18 protein-coding genes are annotated in these 14,248 nt (G+C 71.5%); 7 read left to right on the top strand and 11 right to left on the bottom strand.

Annotated elements, in window-relative coordinates:
* Positions 1-134 precede the first annotated feature (134 nt).
* Entirely contained in the window at positions 135-953 is an 819-nt protein-coding gene (locus ACIHEI_RS29570) for a helix-turn-helix domain-containing protein (RefSeq protein ID WP_396608821.1), read from the bottom strand.
* A 131-nt stretch (positions 954-1,084) separates the two neighbouring features.
* Between ACIHEI_RS29570 and ACIHEI_RS29565 the strand changes: the two genes are divergently transcribed.
* Positions 1,085-1,453, top strand: coding sequence for a VOC family protein (locus ACIHEI_RS29565; protein ID WP_396608820.1), 369 nt, complete (start codon positions 1,085-1,087; stop codon positions 1,451-1,453).
* 31 nt (positions 1,454-1,484) lie between these two features.
* Complete coding sequence (locus ACIHEI_RS29560; RefSeq protein ID WP_396608819.1) at positions 1,485-1,883, top strand: SRPBCC family protein; 399 nt, start codon at positions 1,485-1,487, stop codon at positions 1,881-1,883.
* A gap of 7 nt (positions 1,884-1,890) precedes the next feature.
* On the opposite strand, the gene ACIHEI_RS29555 is transcribed toward ACIHEI_RS29560, so the two are convergent.
* The 6 genes from ACIHEI_RS29555 to ACIHEI_RS29530 all read right to left on the bottom strand — a co-directional run bounded on the left by ACIHEI_RS29555 (position 1,891) and on the right by ACIHEI_RS29530 (position 5,678).
* Entirely contained in the window at positions 1,891-2,370 is a 480-nt protein-coding gene (locus ACIHEI_RS29555) for a hypothetical protein (RefSeq protein WP_396608818.1), read from the bottom strand.
* Positions 2,370-3,149, bottom strand: a complete 780-nt coding sequence (locus ACIHEI_RS29550) for a maleylpyruvate isomerase family mycothiol-dependent enzyme (protein ID WP_396608817.1) — start codon at positions 3,147-3,149, stop codon at positions 2,370-2,372. The genes ACIHEI_RS29555 and ACIHEI_RS29550 overlap by 1 nt, the downstream gene beginning before the upstream one ends.
* Positions 3,150-3,210: 61 nt before the next feature.
* Complete coding sequence (locus ACIHEI_RS29545) at positions 3,211-4,275, bottom strand: DUF2804 domain-containing protein (protein ID WP_396608816.1); 1,065 nt, start codon at positions 4,273-4,275, stop codon at positions 3,211-3,213.
* An 83-nt stretch (positions 4,276-4,358) separates the two neighbouring features.
* Positions 4,359-4,712, bottom strand: coding sequence for a hypothetical protein (locus tag ACIHEI_RS29540; protein WP_396608815.1), 354 nt, complete (start codon positions 4,710-4,712; stop codon positions 4,359-4,361).
* Positions 4,709-4,840: a hypothetical protein gene (locus tag ACIHEI_RS29535; RefSeq protein ID WP_392954946.1), complete on the bottom strand. Its 132-nt coding sequence runs from the start codon at positions 4,838-4,840 to the stop codon at positions 4,709-4,711. Before ACIHEI_RS29535 ends, ACIHEI_RS29540 begins: the two co-directional genes overlap by 4 nt.
* Positions 4,841-5,318: 478 nt before the next feature.
* Positions 5,319-5,678 (bottom strand): hypothetical protein, encoded by a 360-nt coding sequence (locus tag ACIHEI_RS29530; RefSeq protein WP_396608814.1) that lies wholly within the window; start codon positions 5,676-5,678, stop codon positions 5,319-5,321.
* Positions 5,679-5,760: 82 nt separating this feature from the next.
* Here ACIHEI_RS29530 and ACIHEI_RS29525 point away from each other — a divergent pair, with 82 nt between their 5' ends.
* Complete coding sequence (locus ACIHEI_RS29525) at positions 5,761-6,882, top strand: Scr1 family TA system antitoxin-like transcriptional regulator (RefSeq protein WP_396608824.1); 1,122 nt, start codon at positions 5,761-5,763, stop codon at positions 6,880-6,882.
* Between the two features lie 432 nt (positions 6,883-7,314).
* Here the strand turns inward: ACIHEI_RS29525 and ACIHEI_RS29520 are convergent, their stop codons facing one another.
* The gene (locus ACIHEI_RS29520) at positions 7,315-8,751 is read right to left on the bottom strand and encodes an MFS transporter (protein ID WP_396608813.1); all 1,437 of its coding nucleotides are present in this window, start codon (positions 8,749-8,751) and stop codon (positions 7,315-7,317) included.
* A gap of 125 nt (positions 8,752-8,876) precedes the next feature.
* Here ACIHEI_RS29520 and ACIHEI_RS29515 point away from each other — a divergent pair, with 125 nt between their 5' ends.
* From ACIHEI_RS29515 to ACIHEI_RS29505, 3 genes are all read left to right on the top strand, one after another.
* Entirely contained in the window at positions 8,877-9,338 is a 462-nt protein-coding gene (locus ACIHEI_RS29515) for a MarR family winged helix-turn-helix transcriptional regulator (protein ID WP_396608812.1), read from the top strand.
* Positions 9,339-9,577: 239 nt separating this feature from the next.
* Complete coding sequence (locus tag ACIHEI_RS29510) at positions 9,578-10,354, top strand: LamB/YcsF family protein (protein WP_396608811.1); 777 nt, start codon at positions 9,578-9,580, stop codon at positions 10,352-10,354.
* A 244-nt stretch (positions 10,355-10,598) separates the two neighbouring features.
* Complete coding sequence (locus tag ACIHEI_RS29505; RefSeq protein ID WP_396608810.1) at positions 10,599-11,615, top strand: DNA gyrase subunit B; 1,017 nt, start codon at positions 10,599-10,601, stop codon at positions 11,613-11,615.
* A gap of 17 nt (positions 11,616-11,632) precedes the next feature.
* On the opposite strand, the gene ACIHEI_RS29500 is transcribed toward ACIHEI_RS29505, so the two are convergent.
* Genes ACIHEI_RS29500 through ACIHEI_RS29490 form a run of 3 tightly spaced genes read right to left on the bottom strand, consistent with a single transcriptional unit; the run spans position 11,633 to position 13,459 of the window.
* Positions 11,633-12,334 (bottom strand): B3/4 domain-containing protein, encoded by a 702-nt coding sequence (locus ACIHEI_RS29500; protein WP_396608809.1) that lies wholly within the window; start codon positions 12,332-12,334, stop codon positions 11,633-11,635.
* Between the two features lie 34 nt (positions 12,335-12,368).
* Entirely contained in the window at positions 12,369-12,797 is a 429-nt protein-coding gene (locus ACIHEI_RS29495) for a carboxymuconolactone decarboxylase family protein (RefSeq protein WP_396608808.1), read from the bottom strand.
* Positions 12,794-13,459, bottom strand: coding sequence for a class II aldolase/adducin family protein (locus ACIHEI_RS29490; protein WP_396608807.1), 666 nt, complete (start codon positions 13,457-13,459; stop codon positions 12,794-12,796). The genes ACIHEI_RS29495 and ACIHEI_RS29490 overlap by 4 nt, the downstream gene beginning before the upstream one ends.
* A gap of 139 nt (positions 13,460-13,598) precedes the next feature.
* Between ACIHEI_RS29490 and ACIHEI_RS29485 the strand changes: the two genes are divergently transcribed.
* The gene (locus ACIHEI_RS29485) at positions 13,599-13,982 is read left to right on the top strand and encodes a MerR family transcriptional regulator (protein WP_396608806.1); all 384 of its coding nucleotides are present in this window, start codon (positions 13,599-13,601) and stop codon (positions 13,980-13,982) included.
* Positions 13,983-14,248: the final 266 nt, after the last annotated feature.

Here is a 14,248-nt window from a genome sequence, read left to right as displayed (position 1 = left end):
TACGTCATGCTCGACCGCACCGGCCGCGTCCAGCTCCCCGCCAAGTTCCTCGCCGCCCTCGGCATGGAACACCGGGTCGCCGCCGACCTCGCCGCGGACCACATCGCCCTCCACCCGGACGACACCGATCAGGACTAACCGCTGGGCGGCGCCGCCAGCAGGCGGCGCAGCGCGGTCGGGGTGTGGCCGAGGTGGTGGCGGGCGGTGCGGGTGAGGTGTGCCTGGTCGGCGTAGCCGAGGTCGGCGGCGAGGGTGCCGAGGCTGGTCTCGCCGGCCTCCAGGCGGTCGAGCGCGCGGGCCAGGCGGACCCGGTGGCGGTAGTGGGTGACGGTGACGCCGAGCTCGCGCGGGAACGCCCGGCTCAGCCGGTACGGGGACGCGCCGAGCAGCTCGGCCAGTCCGAGCAGCGTGCCGGACGCCGGGTGGTCGGCGGTGATCGCCTCCCGGGCGGCCGCGACCAGCGCCCGGTCCCTCGCGGCGGCCGGCCGGCTGTCCGTGCAGGGCGCCGGCCCGGTCGCCGTCCGGGTGACGGCGTTCGCCAGCAGGGCGAGCAGCTGTTCGGTGACGGCGAAGTCGACGTCCCCCGAGCGGGCGGCGAGCAGCACCCGCCGGTGCGCGAGGTCGAGCGGCGGGTCTACGTAGAACGCGCCCGCGCGGGTCTCCCCCGCCGTTGCGTGCCAGAGCGTGGGGGTGACGCTGATCGCCGTGCAGTCGTCGCCGCCCGCCGGGTGCGCGAACGACTCCTCCTCGCCGGGGACGCCCAGGTAGCCGAGGCTCGGGTCGAGCTCGGCGCCCGTCCCGTCGGTCCGGCGCCGGAACCGGCCGCGCCGGACCAGCACCACCCGGTGCCCGCCGTGCACCTCGGGCGGCGACCACCTGGTGTGGTCGCTGCGGCAGGCTACGGCGCTGATGTCGAAGTCGGGCCCGGCCGCGACGGGTTGGAGGGAGAGCACTGCCGCACCGTACTCGCCGGTACTGACAACAAGCGTCGCCCGCAAGGATCTTCAAGACTCGGACGAACGGGGTGGGCGAGGCTCGTCACCGGAGCCGCAGTGGCTTCGTCCCTTCCCCGAGGAGTCTCCCGATGTCCGCCCTCACCAAGCTCGCCACCATCTCGATCGACTGCGCCGACCCGATGGCGCTCGCCGCCTTCTACCGCCACGCCACCGGCTGGGAACTCACCGACAACGGCCCGGAGTTCGCCGCCCTCTCGGCCGGCCCCGACGGTCCCGGACTGGCCTTCGTCCACGTCCCGGGCTACCACGCCCCGGAATGGCCCGAGGGCGCCAAGTACCTGCACCTCGACTTCACCGTCGCCGGCCTCGACCGCGCCGTCACCGAACTGCTCGAACTCGGCGCCGCCCGCCCCGAGTTCCAGCCCGGCGACGGCGAATGGGTGGTCCTCACCGACCCCGAGGGCCACCCGTTCTGCCTGGTCCCCGCCGCGAGCTGACCACCAACTCCCCTGCGAGGAGCACCCGTTCATGGCAACGATCCACCGCGAGACCCTGCTCGACACCGCCCCGGACACGGGCTGGGCCGCCCTCCGCGACTGGGGATCCGTCCACCATCGGCTCGCCCCCGGCTACGTCACCGACACCCGAGTCGAGGACGACATCCGGGTGGTGACCTTCGCGGACGGCACCGTGGTGCACGAACTCATCGTCTCCCTGGACGACGACACCCGCCGCATCGCCTACACGGTGATCGGCGGCTCACTCACCCCGGCCCACCACCACGCCTCGATGCAGATCCGCCCCGAGACCGGCGGCCGCAGCCGCTTCGTCTGGACCACCGACGTCCGGCCCGCCACCCTGGCGGACCCGATCGCCGGCATGGTCGACCAGGGCATCGAGGCGATCCGCCGCACCCTGAAGGACTGACGAACCGTCAGCCTGCGGGCCGGACGCGCAGGTCGCCGTCCTGACCGTCACAGCGGACGGTCCCGGTGGGGAAGACGAGTTCGAGGGCGATTCGGCCGGTGAGGCGCTCGTGCTCCTCGCGTGCGGCGAGGACGGGCTCGCCGAGGTGACGGGCGAACGGCGTCCGGATGCGGTCGGGGCGGATCTCGATGCGGCCCCACTCCCCCATGTCGAGATCCTCGTGCGGCGGCTCGCCGTCGACGATCAGGCACCAGTCGGAGCCGATGGTGATCCGGGTGCGGCCGCCCCGGTCGTCGTGGAGCCAGACGCCCACCGGCTCGGGCTCGCACTCGCGCGCGGCGGGGCGCGAGTACCAGGCCGCCGTCACCCCGGTCAGCCGTCGGCCGGCCAGGGTGGCGGGGTCGATGCCGTCGCCGTGCGCCCGGCAACGGGGCGGCGGGGCGGGGTCGTTCACCGGCACGCCCCCCGCCGCGGTGCCGTCGGGCATCAGCGCTCCGGGTCCCACTCCACCAGCTGGTCGAAGACCCGGCGTTCGCCGCCGAGCTTCACACTCTCCAGCGGGAGGCGGCCGTAGAGCATGAGTGCCATGTCGCTCGCCGGGCCCTCGGCGGTGGCGGTGCCCGTGGCGTCCGCCGGGACGGGCACGAGCACGGCGCCGTCGGCGGAGACCTGGTTGCGCCAGGAGCGGCCCTCGGTGGCGTGGTAGTCGGCGGTGGCGGGCTCGTGCGGCCAGGCCTCCGTCGTGGTGCACACGGTGGAGAGGAACTCCTCCACCGTGTCGACCGCGACCTCGGCGGGCAGCGGCTCGGCCGCGCCGATGGTGAACTGCGCGTCCCAGGTGTGCACGGTGATCTCGTGCAGCTGGCGCCGGGCCACGGCACGGCTGGTCAGCGGGGTCTGCGACTTGCCCCACCAGCCCCAGCAGACCCGGCCGGGGCCGGCCTCGCGCAGCGCGTCCAGCAGCAGCTCGGTGGACTCGGCGAGCCAGCCGACCAGTGCCTCGCGCCCCTCGGGCGCCGTCGCATCGCCGAGCGGCGCCAGCTTCGTGGTGGCCGCCGGCCCGGCCGCGATCGTCGCGGCCCAGGCGCGGCGGCCCTCACCGATGTGCTGGACGAGGTCGCGCAGCGTCCACCCCGGGCAGGAGGGCACCGGCGCGTCGAGGGACGGCGCGGCGGCGATCGCGGCGCGGAAGGCCGCCGAGCGGTCGTCGATCAGGCGCAGCACATCGGCGAAGGCGGGACCGGCGAAGTCAGGATTGTTTTCCACGCGCGGTTGTCTATCACCCGTGCCGGCCCGCCGAACAGTGGTTTTCCCGGCGGCGCGGCCGTCACCAGCGCATCCGGACGTCCTCCGCCCACCCCAACAGGCCGTCCACCGCGACTCGTTGGCCGTCGTCGGTGCGGATGCTGCCGTTGTAGTGGCCGAAGCACTGGTCGGTGCGGTTGGCGAGCAGACCGGCCTCGGTGCGGACCCGCCGGTCATGGAAGGGCGTGAAGGTCAGCTCCACCTGGTCGCTGCCGGGGGTGCTGATCCGCCAGGGCGCGAGCAGGTCGGCCGGGTCGTACTGCCAGTCGAGTTCGGTGCCGATCTTGCTGAGCCGGCCGTCCACGCACAGCGCGTTCTCGGTGGAGCCCGTCCCCGCCGTCCACTGCCCGCCGAACTGGAGGCCGACCACATGCCCGTCCGTACGGCCGGACGCGGCGCCCCAGTTCCAGCCGAGCGAACGCGGCCAGCGGCCCCGCCCGTGGTCGAGCACACCCCAGGCGTCCTCGTCGAACGCGAATGTGCGACCCCCGAGCCGCACGGTGCCGGTGGCCGGGCGGGCGGTGTGCTTCGAGGTGTACTGAAAGCGCTTCCCGTCCCAGGGAACGACCACCGACATCGTCTCGTGGCCGTCGGGCATCGCCACCAGCAGATCCACCTCGAGCGTCCGCAGATCGGCGGTGAGCGCCCGAGCCAACAGCCGCGTGCCGCCGGGTTCGTGGCGGATCGCCACCCGGACCTGGCGACGGCTGGGACGCTCCGGGCCGACCGTGAGATCCGCCCCGTACGGCCCGCCGGAACCCGCGATGCCCTCCGGCATGGCCGTGCGGCGCAGCGGCACACCGGGGGCGAGCGCGGTGCGTTCGTGGTCCTCCAGCACGCCGTGCTGGTCCCAGGCGAGGAAGTGGACGGCATCGAGCGTCAGGAAGTCCAGGTCGCTGACGGTCAACGCGACCAGGTGCGTCGGCGTGGTCACACACCAGTACTCGAACCGCTTGGTCCGCCCCCACCCCCGCAGATTCCCCCGGTGCAGCGGGGTCCGCGACCAGCCCACCGCCCCGGGGTTGAGCTCCCCGCCGGGGAGGCACAGATCGACAGGTTCCTTGATCTCACGCTCATGGGTCACCATCCGCGCACCCTACTGCCGCGGTGAGAGCACGACCAGGGACGGACCCGCCCAACTGGGGCAACCGCGCCCCGGGTTGCTCGGTGTCAGGCACTGAGCAGCCCGAGGGCGGACGTGCTGATGGCAGGGCCGCTCACGGGCGCCGCCGTCGCGGGGTTCAGGGGGCGGTTCGGGTCTTCGCACATGATGCGGCCCCCGAGCACCCCGTCCAGCAGGCCGGACTTGACGGCGTCGCACAGGTCGGCCCAGTGGTCCGGGTCGAGCACGAGCACGCGGTTCCGGTGGTCGTCGGCCACGGTCAGGACCACGCCATCCGTCGATTCGGCGATGAGCACGCCGGCTGGGACCAGGATGCCGTCCGGATCGGGCCGGATCGCCCGCCACACCAGGTCGCGGTTGGCGGGCGAGAAGTGCGGGACGGGAACGGGTAGGCGGCTCAACGCTGTGGCACCTCGGCTTCTTCTTCGGAGGGCGGGCGGACTTCGGACCACACGCCGTTGCGGCGCGGGACCTTGTCGTGGCCGTACGCGTCGCCGCTGGCGAGTACGCGGAGGACTGCCATCGTCATGTCAGTCGTCATCTCCGACGGGTCTATTCGGATCGTGACCTTGAGGCCCCCGCCCCTGACCGCCAGGGTGAGCGCGGGACGTCCGAACAACTTGTGCAGCGCGTCCGAGATCCACCTCGCGCGGTCACGGACACTCTTCGAGCGGCGGTCTTCGACACTCTTCGGGTCATGCGTCATCTGAGCAGCTTTCCGTTCAATCACGCCGCGCGGGTGTTCGCGGCCATCACGGGCCGACGCGCGGCGGCGGAGCTCGCGCCAGGTGTGACCACCATGGCGTGAAGCCACCGGCGCCGGTCGGCTGCCCGCTCCTGCCATGTCGCCCCGTGCCCCTCAGCACGGACGGGCACCACGCGGACAGCCGACCGTTCCACAGCCGCCCACCCGGGAGCGAGCCGGGTGAGCGGCCCCATCGCTGCGCACCCGGGAGTGGTCGGCGACGGGCACCCGGGCGACTCATCGGGTGGGCTGGTCGCCCGCCTCAGCTCCGTGGCGCGGGCGCTGGGGCGGGCTGTACAGGGGGCCGGGTCACAGGAGGCTCCGGCTCCGGCTTCATCGGCGGACGGCGGCGAGCCGCCCCGCGCGGGACGAACCCGAGGTCCGCCAGCGACCTGTCCGGCCACATGTGCCGGAACACCCGCCGGTAGACGTAGTAGGGACAGCGGATCTCACCGGCCTCCACCCGCCCGACGTAGCGCGCGTCGCACGACACCTGCTCGCCGATCTCCCGACCGGCCCTGCGAATCTTCGTGGCGAACTCCCTCGGCGAGAGGTCGCCTCGCAGCTCCCGCATCGCCAGGTTGGGGACAGGCGCGAGCCTGTAGGTATGCATGATGGTCACCGCCTGTCTCCGTCCTGTCGTCGGTGTGTAACCAGCATCGACAGGAACAGGTACGGTGAACAGGGTGGGACCCGTGACAGTGATGCACTGTCAGGAGCAGAGGAAGAGAAGCGAGTTGGCCAGACGGGCATTCGAGCGCAGCACCAGCACGCCCCAGCCCAACATGACCCAAGCCGGCTTCGGATGGCTCCTGGAGCACTTCCGCGCCAAGGCCGGCCTGAGCATCGCGGAGTTGTCGCGGAAGGTGAACTGTGACGCGTCACTCGTATCCCGCTTCGAGAAGGGCGAGCGCGTACCGAGCATCGACATGGTTGAGCGACTCAGCCAGCTGCTCGGCGCCGACGGCCTGTTGATCGACGCGTACCACCGGGTGAGCTGGTACCAGGAGGGAGAGATCCATCCCAAGTGGTTCCGGGTGTACGCCGGACGGGAGCGCCTGGCGGTGGAAGTGCTGGACTACTCGATCGCCCTGGTCCCAGGTCCGGGCCAGCACCGCGACTACGCGGAGGCCCTGTTCCGGCGCGGGGAAGTCGATCCCGACCCCACCGTCATAGCGGAGAAGGTGGCGGCGCGACTGACCCGTCAAGAACGGTTCCTCGCCGATGACGGGCCACGCCTGGTGATGATCCTGGACGAGGCCGCGATCCGCAGGACAGTCGGCGGGCCACAGGTGATGCACCGGCAGCTCGCACATCTGCTGGACCTGATGCGCCGCCCGAACATTGTCGTTCAGATTGCTCCGCTCGAACTCGGAGAACGCACTCCGGCCGCTTCGTCGTTCACGCTCCTCACCATGTCGGACGGCGAGCGACACCTCTACTCGGAGAGCCTGAACAGCGGGCACTTCACCACCGATCCCAGGGAAATCAACCGCTTCTCACGGGCCTATGATCGGCTTCGCGGCAGCGCGCTCTCCGTTCCCGACTCGGCCGCCCTGATCCGTAGCGTCATGGAAGGACTGGTCAATCCCATGCAGCGAACTGGCACCCCATCGCTTCGACACCTCGCCTACTTCAAGAGCGCGTCATACAGCGACAGCAACGGCGGGAACTGCGTCCAACCCGCCATCAACCTGGCAGAGTCGCACGGTGTGGTTCTCGTCCGGGACAGCAAGGACCCGAACGGGCCCGTCCTCACTGTCTCCCCCACTGCCTGGGCTGCTTTCGCTGAAGCGGCGGGAAGCGGGAAGTTCGGAATCGCCTGACACCAACTTGTCGAACCCACACCGCAGTTGAGCCCCCGGCAAGCTCGCCGGGGGCTTCGCTTTCCCGATGCGGCGATTGCGAGCAACTCCCGGGGCGCGCCCGGCCGTTGGCATCGGGGGACTGGCGCCGGCAACCCGACTGCGCAGTCGATCAGCACGCCGGAAGATCCCAGAAACAGCAAAGGGCCCCGCCCTGGTCTTCCCGGCCGACACCTGGTCGTCCTTCATCGACGCCGTCAGGACCGGCTACTTCGGCAACGTGTGACCGCCCGCGCGCCACGAAGCCCCGCAGCTCAGGATTCCGGGCGGCGGGGTTTGGGGTTTCCAGAGGCGTCGAGAAGCTCCGCCCAATCGCAAGGCCGCGACGCAGGGCAGTGACCTGCACCCGATCACGGCCTTGCGGACGGAGCGTACGCCTGTCGCGCTTCGCGCCTACTTCGTGGCACCCTCCGCGACGGCCGGCTCCGCAGGTACGGCCCTCAGCGTCGCCGCCTTGCGTATGCCCGGGATGGCGAGGGTGACCAGCGCGGCCAGCACGGCCGCCCCGGCGCCGATCAGGAACGCGGTCCGGAAGCCACCCTCCGACGGCAGCGTGCGCCCGTGGAAGTTGGTCGTCATGTGCGCCAGCACCACACCGATGACGGCGGACGACGTGGACGTACCGATCGACCGCATCAGCGCGTTGAGGCCGTTCGCGGCGGCGGTCTCCGAGGCCGGCACGGCCCCCATGATCAGCGCGGGCATGGCCGCGTACGCGAACGCGATGCCGCCGCTGATCAGGCAGGAGAACACCAGGACGCCCCAGGCGTGGCCCATCAGTCCGAGCGCGGCGAGGTAACCCGCGGTGATGATCACGGCGCCGACCAGCAGCGAGACCTTGGGCCCCTTGGCCCGCGAGAGCTTCGCGGAGATCGGCGACAGCAGCATCATCACCAGGCCGGCGGGCGCCATCCACAGGCCGGCGGCGACCATCGACTGGCCGAGGCCGTAGCCGGTGCTGGTGGGCAGCTGGAGCAGCTGCGGGGAGACCAGGCTCATCGCGTACATCGCGAAGCCGATCACCACGGAGGCGAGGTTGGTCATCAGCACCTGGCGGCGGGCGCTGGTGCGCAGGTCGACCAGCGGCTGTTCGGTGCGCAGTTCCCACCAGCCCCAGACGGGGAGCACGACGGCCGCGACGGCGAACATGCCGAGGGTGGTGCCGGACGCCCAGCCCCAGTCGCTGCCCTTGGAGACGGCGAGCAGCAGGGCGACCAGGCCGATGGCGAGGCCGATCGCGCCGACCACGTCGAAGCGTCCGCCGGAGCGCACCGGGGATTCGGGGACGAGCGCCACGACGGCGCCGGCGATCAGCACGCCGAGCGCGGCGGAGATCCAGAACAGGGCGTGCCAGCTGGCGTGCTGGGCGATGACGGCGGACAGCGGCAGGCCGAACGCGCCGCCGATGCCGAGCGAGGAGCTCATCAGCGCCATGGACGAGCCGAGCTTCTGCGGCGGCAGTTCGTCGCGCATGATGCTGATGCCGAGCGGGATGACGCCGGCGCCGATGCCCTGCAGGGCGCGGCCGATCACCATCGGCGCGAGCGCGTTGCTGAAGCCGCAGATCAGCGAGCCGATGACGAGCAGGGTGAGGCTGATCAGCAGCACCTTGCGCTTGCCGTACATGTCGCCGAGTCGGCCGAGCACCGGGGTGGCGACGGCACCGGCCAGCAGGGTGGCGGTGATCGCCCAGGACGCGTTGGCGGCGGAGGTGTGGAGCAGGTCCGGCAGTTGGGGGATCAGCGGGACGACCAGGGTCTGCATCAGCGAGACCACGATGCCCGCGCCGGCGAGCACTCCGACGACGGGGCCGGTGCGTGCCTGACTCATGGGGTTCTTCTCATCTCTTCGGTTTCTCCGAATAGCTTCATATGCATGATGCACATCATGTGTACCATACACATAAGACCCTCGCGGGATATGCTGCCGAAAAGCGACGCACCGAACGGAGGAGCATGCCGCACACCAAGGAACTCGCCCTGATCGAGCGGGAAATGATGCTGCTCGCCCGCCACCAGGTGCTCGCCACCGCCCGCACCTCCGGCAGCCCCGAAAGCCTCGACCGCAGCGCGTACACCCTGCTCAGCCGGATCGAGACCGAGGGCCCGCTCACCATCGGCCAGCTCGCCGAGGCGTTCGGCCTGGACACCTCCACCGTCAACCGGCAGACCGCCGCCATGCTGCGGGCCGGCCTGGTCGACCGGATCCCCGACCCCGACGGCGGGATGGCCCGCAAGCTGCGCATCACCGAGGAGGGGCTGCGCCGCCTCCACCGCGACCGCGACTGGACCATCCGAGGGCTGGCCAAGGTGGTCGACGAGTGGACGACCGAGGACCTCGCCGAGTTCGCCGAGGTACTGGAGCGCTTCAACCGCGACATCGAGAAGATCCAGGGCCGCCCCTGGCCGCGCGACTGACGCTCCGGCCCTGTTCGTTCTGCCGGCCCGGCGTCAATTCGCGCCGCCGAACGCTCCCCCGACCGCGTTGCACCCGAGTGGGTGGCGAGCGCGGCACGGCCCGGGAACTGCCGGGTAAAACCTGTCACCCGACGCCCGGCAGCCACCACCGCCGAAACGGTCAGGCCCTACGATCACCCCCAGGAGCGGACACCCGGGGCCCCGGGTCGGACCGTGCGGGAAAGGGCGGACGAGGCGAAGTGGCCGAAACGGCGATCGATCTCAATGCGGACCTCGGCGAGGGCTTCGGCCGCTGGAGCCTCACCGACGACGAGGCCCTGCTGTCCGTGGTCACCAGCGCCAACGTCGCCTGCGGCTTCCACGCCGGTGACCCGTCCACCATGCGCCGGGTCTGCGCCCTGGCCGCCGAACGCGGGGTGCGGATCGGCGCCCAGGTCTCCTACCGCGACCTCGCCGGGTTCGGCCGCCGCGCGATGGACGTCCCGCCGGAGGAACTCGCCGACGAGATCGCGTACCAGATCGGCGCCCTCCAGGTGTTCGCCCGCGCCGCCGGCTCCCGGGTGTCGTACGTCAAGCCGCACGGCGCCCTCTACAACCGGGTCGTCCACGACAACGAACAGGCGGAGGCGGTGGTTTCGGGCGTCCTGCGGTCCGGCGCGATCTGCGACGGCCCGCTGCCGCTGCTCGGCCTGCCCGGCTCCCGCCTGCTGGCCGTCGCCGAGGGCGTGGGCCTCCCCGTCGTCACCGAGGCGTTCGCCGACCGCGCCTACACCTGGGCCGGCACCCTCGTCCCGCGCCGCGACCCCGACGCCGTCATCCACGACCCCGAGGCCGTCATCTCCCGCGCCGTCGGCATCGCCCGCGACGGCACCGTCACCGCCGTCGGCGGCGAGCCCATCGCCGTCCAGGCCCGCTCGCTCTGCGTCCACGGCGACACCCCCGGCGCCGCACAACTCGCCTGGCGGGTAAGGGGCGCGCTCGCCACGGCGGGCGTCCGGGTGGAGGCCTTCACCTGACGGCCCGGCGCCGCCGAAAAATTCCTCGAATTCGCCGCGCCGCGCCCGCCCGAAAACACCCCTCCCCCGCCCTCCGCGACACCCGCACGCCCCTCCCGCCCCCACCCGCGACCGTGGCGGCGGGGCCCCGCCGAACCCCCCTTCAGCGCTGCTTGCGAGCCTTCGCCACACCGCCCCTGGCCTGGTGTTTTCCCGGATTTCCCCTAGGGTTGGGGCACTGCCTGAGCACATCGGAGGGGACACCGTGACGCATGCGTACGACGCCAGTCAGATCGTGGTGCTGGAGGGCGTGGAGGCCGTCCGGAAACGGCCCGGAATGTACATCGGCTCGACCGGCGAACGGGGCCTGCACAACCTGGTGCACGAAGTGGTGGGGTTGGCCATCGACGAGGTACTGCGAGGGAACGCACACCGGGTGGAGGTCGTCCTGCTGGCCGACGGAAGCGTGCGGGTCACCCACGACGGCGGCTACGCGTCAAGCCTGGAACGGCAGTTGACGACGATGGCAACTGCTCCCCGGAACTGGACCGGTTGCCTCGCCGGCACGTTCGGAGTCAGCCTGTTCGTGGTCAACGCGCTCAGCGACCGGCTGATGGCGGAGGAACAGCGCGACGGGGTGACGATCCACCAGGAGTACGCCTGCGGCGAGCAGACCACCCCGCCCCACCCGACCGGCCCGACCGAGGGCGCCTCCACCACCATCACCCTCCGGCCCGACCCGACGATCTTCGAGACGGTGGTGTTCGACCGCTCCGTCCTGGCCGCGCGATTCCGCGAACTCGCCGCAGTGAACCGCACCTTGGACCTGGTCCTGACCGACGAACGCGGCGACGCACCGCACACCGAACGCTTCCACGCCCCGGACGGCGCCCGGGAGTTCCTCGCCCACCTCGGCGCCGACCCGGCCGAGGCAATCGTCGTCGAACGCGAGGACGACCGCATGGGCGGATCGATGGAGATCGCCCTCGCCCCGGCCGGCGACGGCGAACCACGGATCGCGCAGTTCGCCAACTCCCGTCGCACCCACGACGGCACCCACCTGGAGGGCTTCCGCGACGCCGTGACGGCCGTACTCGGCGCCGACGCCCGGCTGACGGCGATCATCTCGGTGAAGCTGGACACACCCGAGTTCGAAGGCGCCTGCCGCGACGTCCTCGGCAACACCCCGGTCCGAACCTGCGTCGCCGAAGCCGTCCAGCACGCCCTGGAGACCTGGCGGGACCAACACCCGGAGCGGGCAACCGCCTTGACCGCCCGCTGACGCCACCTGCCGGCGCCTCAGACCTCGACCCGGGCCACCCCCGGGTCGAGGTACCGCACCGTCACCGCCGCACTGTGCGCCGCCAGCAGCTCCTCCAACTCCTCTGCCGCCAGCACCAACTGCTCCCCGTCCGGCTGCAGCGTCTCCAGCATGAACACCGCGTCGACCGCGTGCTCCGTGACCCGGGTCCGGTGCGCGTCGCGGTGGTTCCAGTGGCGCGTGAGCACGCCCGCCGCATCCCGGTAGATCACCTCACCGGCCTTCGGCCGCTCCACCGTCTCCGGCTCCCCGAGCGGCGTGAACTCCTCGCTCCCGTCGGCGAATCCGATCACCACCTCGCCCTCCACCGCCGCCAGGTCGAACGCCCCCGCCGGCAGCCCGTGCCGGACGGACACCACGTTGTACGAGTCCACGGCGGGGTTGATCCGAGGCAGCACCCCCTGCTTGGCCATCCGCCGCCCCAGCGCATCCACACTCGGCCGAATCCGCCGCGGATTGGTCCCGAACGCCCGGTACGCGGCATGCCAGACGTCGATCCGCGCATCCCCCTCACCGGCCGGCTGCCAGTCGCCACCGGCGAGTTGACCCTCCAACCTCTCCAGCGCAGCGACGGTGCCGGGCCACGGCTCCGTCCCACGAATGCCGCGCGCGGTGATGAGCGCGATCCGAGCGCCGGGAAAGGCCTCGGCGACGGCGGGGTGCAGGTGCACAAGTGTCATGTGGTGGTGCTCCGTTCAGAGAGGTACCAGCAAATCAGACGAGGCCCGGCACGACCTGGCCGCCCTCGCCCTCGCCCTCCGCCTGCAAGAGTTCGACGACGATCTCGATACCGAGCGCGTAGGCCGGCGTGCCCGAGGTGATGAGCGCGGTCTCGGCGACTCCGACGAGGTCGGCGATTCCGGCGCCCGCGTGGAGTGCTCCCCGGGCGTGGATCCGGGCCGGTTCGGGTCGGCCGAGAGCCAGCAACTGCCCGAAGTGGACCAGTTGTTGCACACGACCGCCGAGTGGGCTCTCGGCCAGGACGATGTGGCGCAGGGTCGTGAACGCCTCCTCCGTCGTCAGCCGGCCGAAGGCCTGGGCCACCCGCAGACGGTCCTCCACTGCGCGCGGGACGGCTCCGAGCGTAGTGCGGTAACGAGCCCGCAGGGCTTCGGAACGCTCGGCGAAGGTGTGGTCGGTCATGACGAGACCCGTGCGATCGAGGCCCGGACAGCCTCCAGGGCGCCCTCGGGGAAGTCCACGGCCCCGCCGATCGCCGCCGCGGCGATCTCGGCCTGTGCGCTCTCCTCGATCGCCACCACAAGGTGGCCGGCCGCCACCGCGTCCGGGCCGAACACCAGCAGCCCGTGGTTGGCCAGCAGGACTGCGGCTGTCGTCGGCCGCCGTTCCAGGACCTCGGCAATACCCCGGACCGACACGTCCGACCCGCGCGGCCCCCAGGGCACCACCGGTACGTCCTCGGGCTGTCCGAAGCGCAGCATCGGTTCGGTGCGGCACGGCAGCGGCCGGTGGGCCACCGCGAAGGCCGTCGCGGCGGGCGAGTGGGTGTGGATGATCGCGCCCACCTGCGGACGAGCGCGGTAGACGACGCTGTGCATGGTGATGATCTCGGCGCTGACGGACCGCAGTTCTCCCTCCAGGACCTGCCCGTCGAGACCGACGGTCGCCAACTGGTGGGGCTCCAGGTCGCGGACGAAGCCGGGGGTCAGCAGAAAGCGGTCGGCGTCGAGCCTGACGCTCAGGTTGGCGTGCCCGGAGTACGACATCACCCCCGCCACAAAGAGCTGTCGAGCAGCCTCAATGAGCTGGTGGGCCCGGTCCTTCGCCTCTGCCGTGTCTGCCATCTCTCTCCCCATCTCCCAATTCCCTTTCGGCGGTGGCCGGTTCGCCACCGCTGCACGTGCCGCCCACTCTGCGACTTGAACTAAGGTTCAAGTCAAGCGCCGGACCGGCGCGACGGCGGAGAGAGAGGATCGGCGGAGCATGCGCATGACGATCGGTCAACTTGCCGAGATCACCGATGTCCCCGCGTCGGCCATCCGGTTCTGGGAACGCCACGGCCTGCTGCCCGCACCCGAACGCCAGAGCGGGCAGCGACGCTATCCGCCACAGGCCGCAGAGCGAATCATGCTGCTGCGCAAGTTCCAGCAAGCCGGCCTGAGCCTGGCCGAGGTCAGAGAGTTCCAGCAGGACCAGCCGCGGCGGCAGGCGATGATCCGCGCCAAGGTCGCCGAGATCGAGCAGCGCATGATCGATCTCGAGCACGCCCACCAACTCCTGACCCATGCCCTCCAGTGCGGCCAGTCGGACATCGTCAGCTGCCCGACCTTCCGGGACCAGATGGCGACCTGGAGCCACTCCGACTGACGCCCGATCGACGGCACCCCGCTCGGCGACGCCGGAACGAGTCAGACTCCGGGCGGCGGCGTCAGGCCGAAGCGCGAGATGACGTCGGGCAGCCAGTCGGGCCGCCCGAACCGGAGCCCGTACTTGGCGGCGAGCGCCGGAATCGCGTCCTCCGTCCGCGGCGGCCCGTCGGAGAACCCAAGGACTCACCGACCACGCGGCGGTCGAGGTCATGGTCACCCTGGCGGGAGCGGTCGGCACCAAGCCCTGACATCAGGGCTCACCAA

It is taken from the genome of Kitasatospora sp. NPDC051984, from assembly GCF_044593455.1.
Taxonomy (GTDB): domain Bacteria; phylum Actinomycetota; class Actinomycetes; order Streptomycetales; family Streptomycetaceae; genus Kitasatospora.
This window is presented reverse-complemented; position numbering and strand designations above follow the sequence as displayed.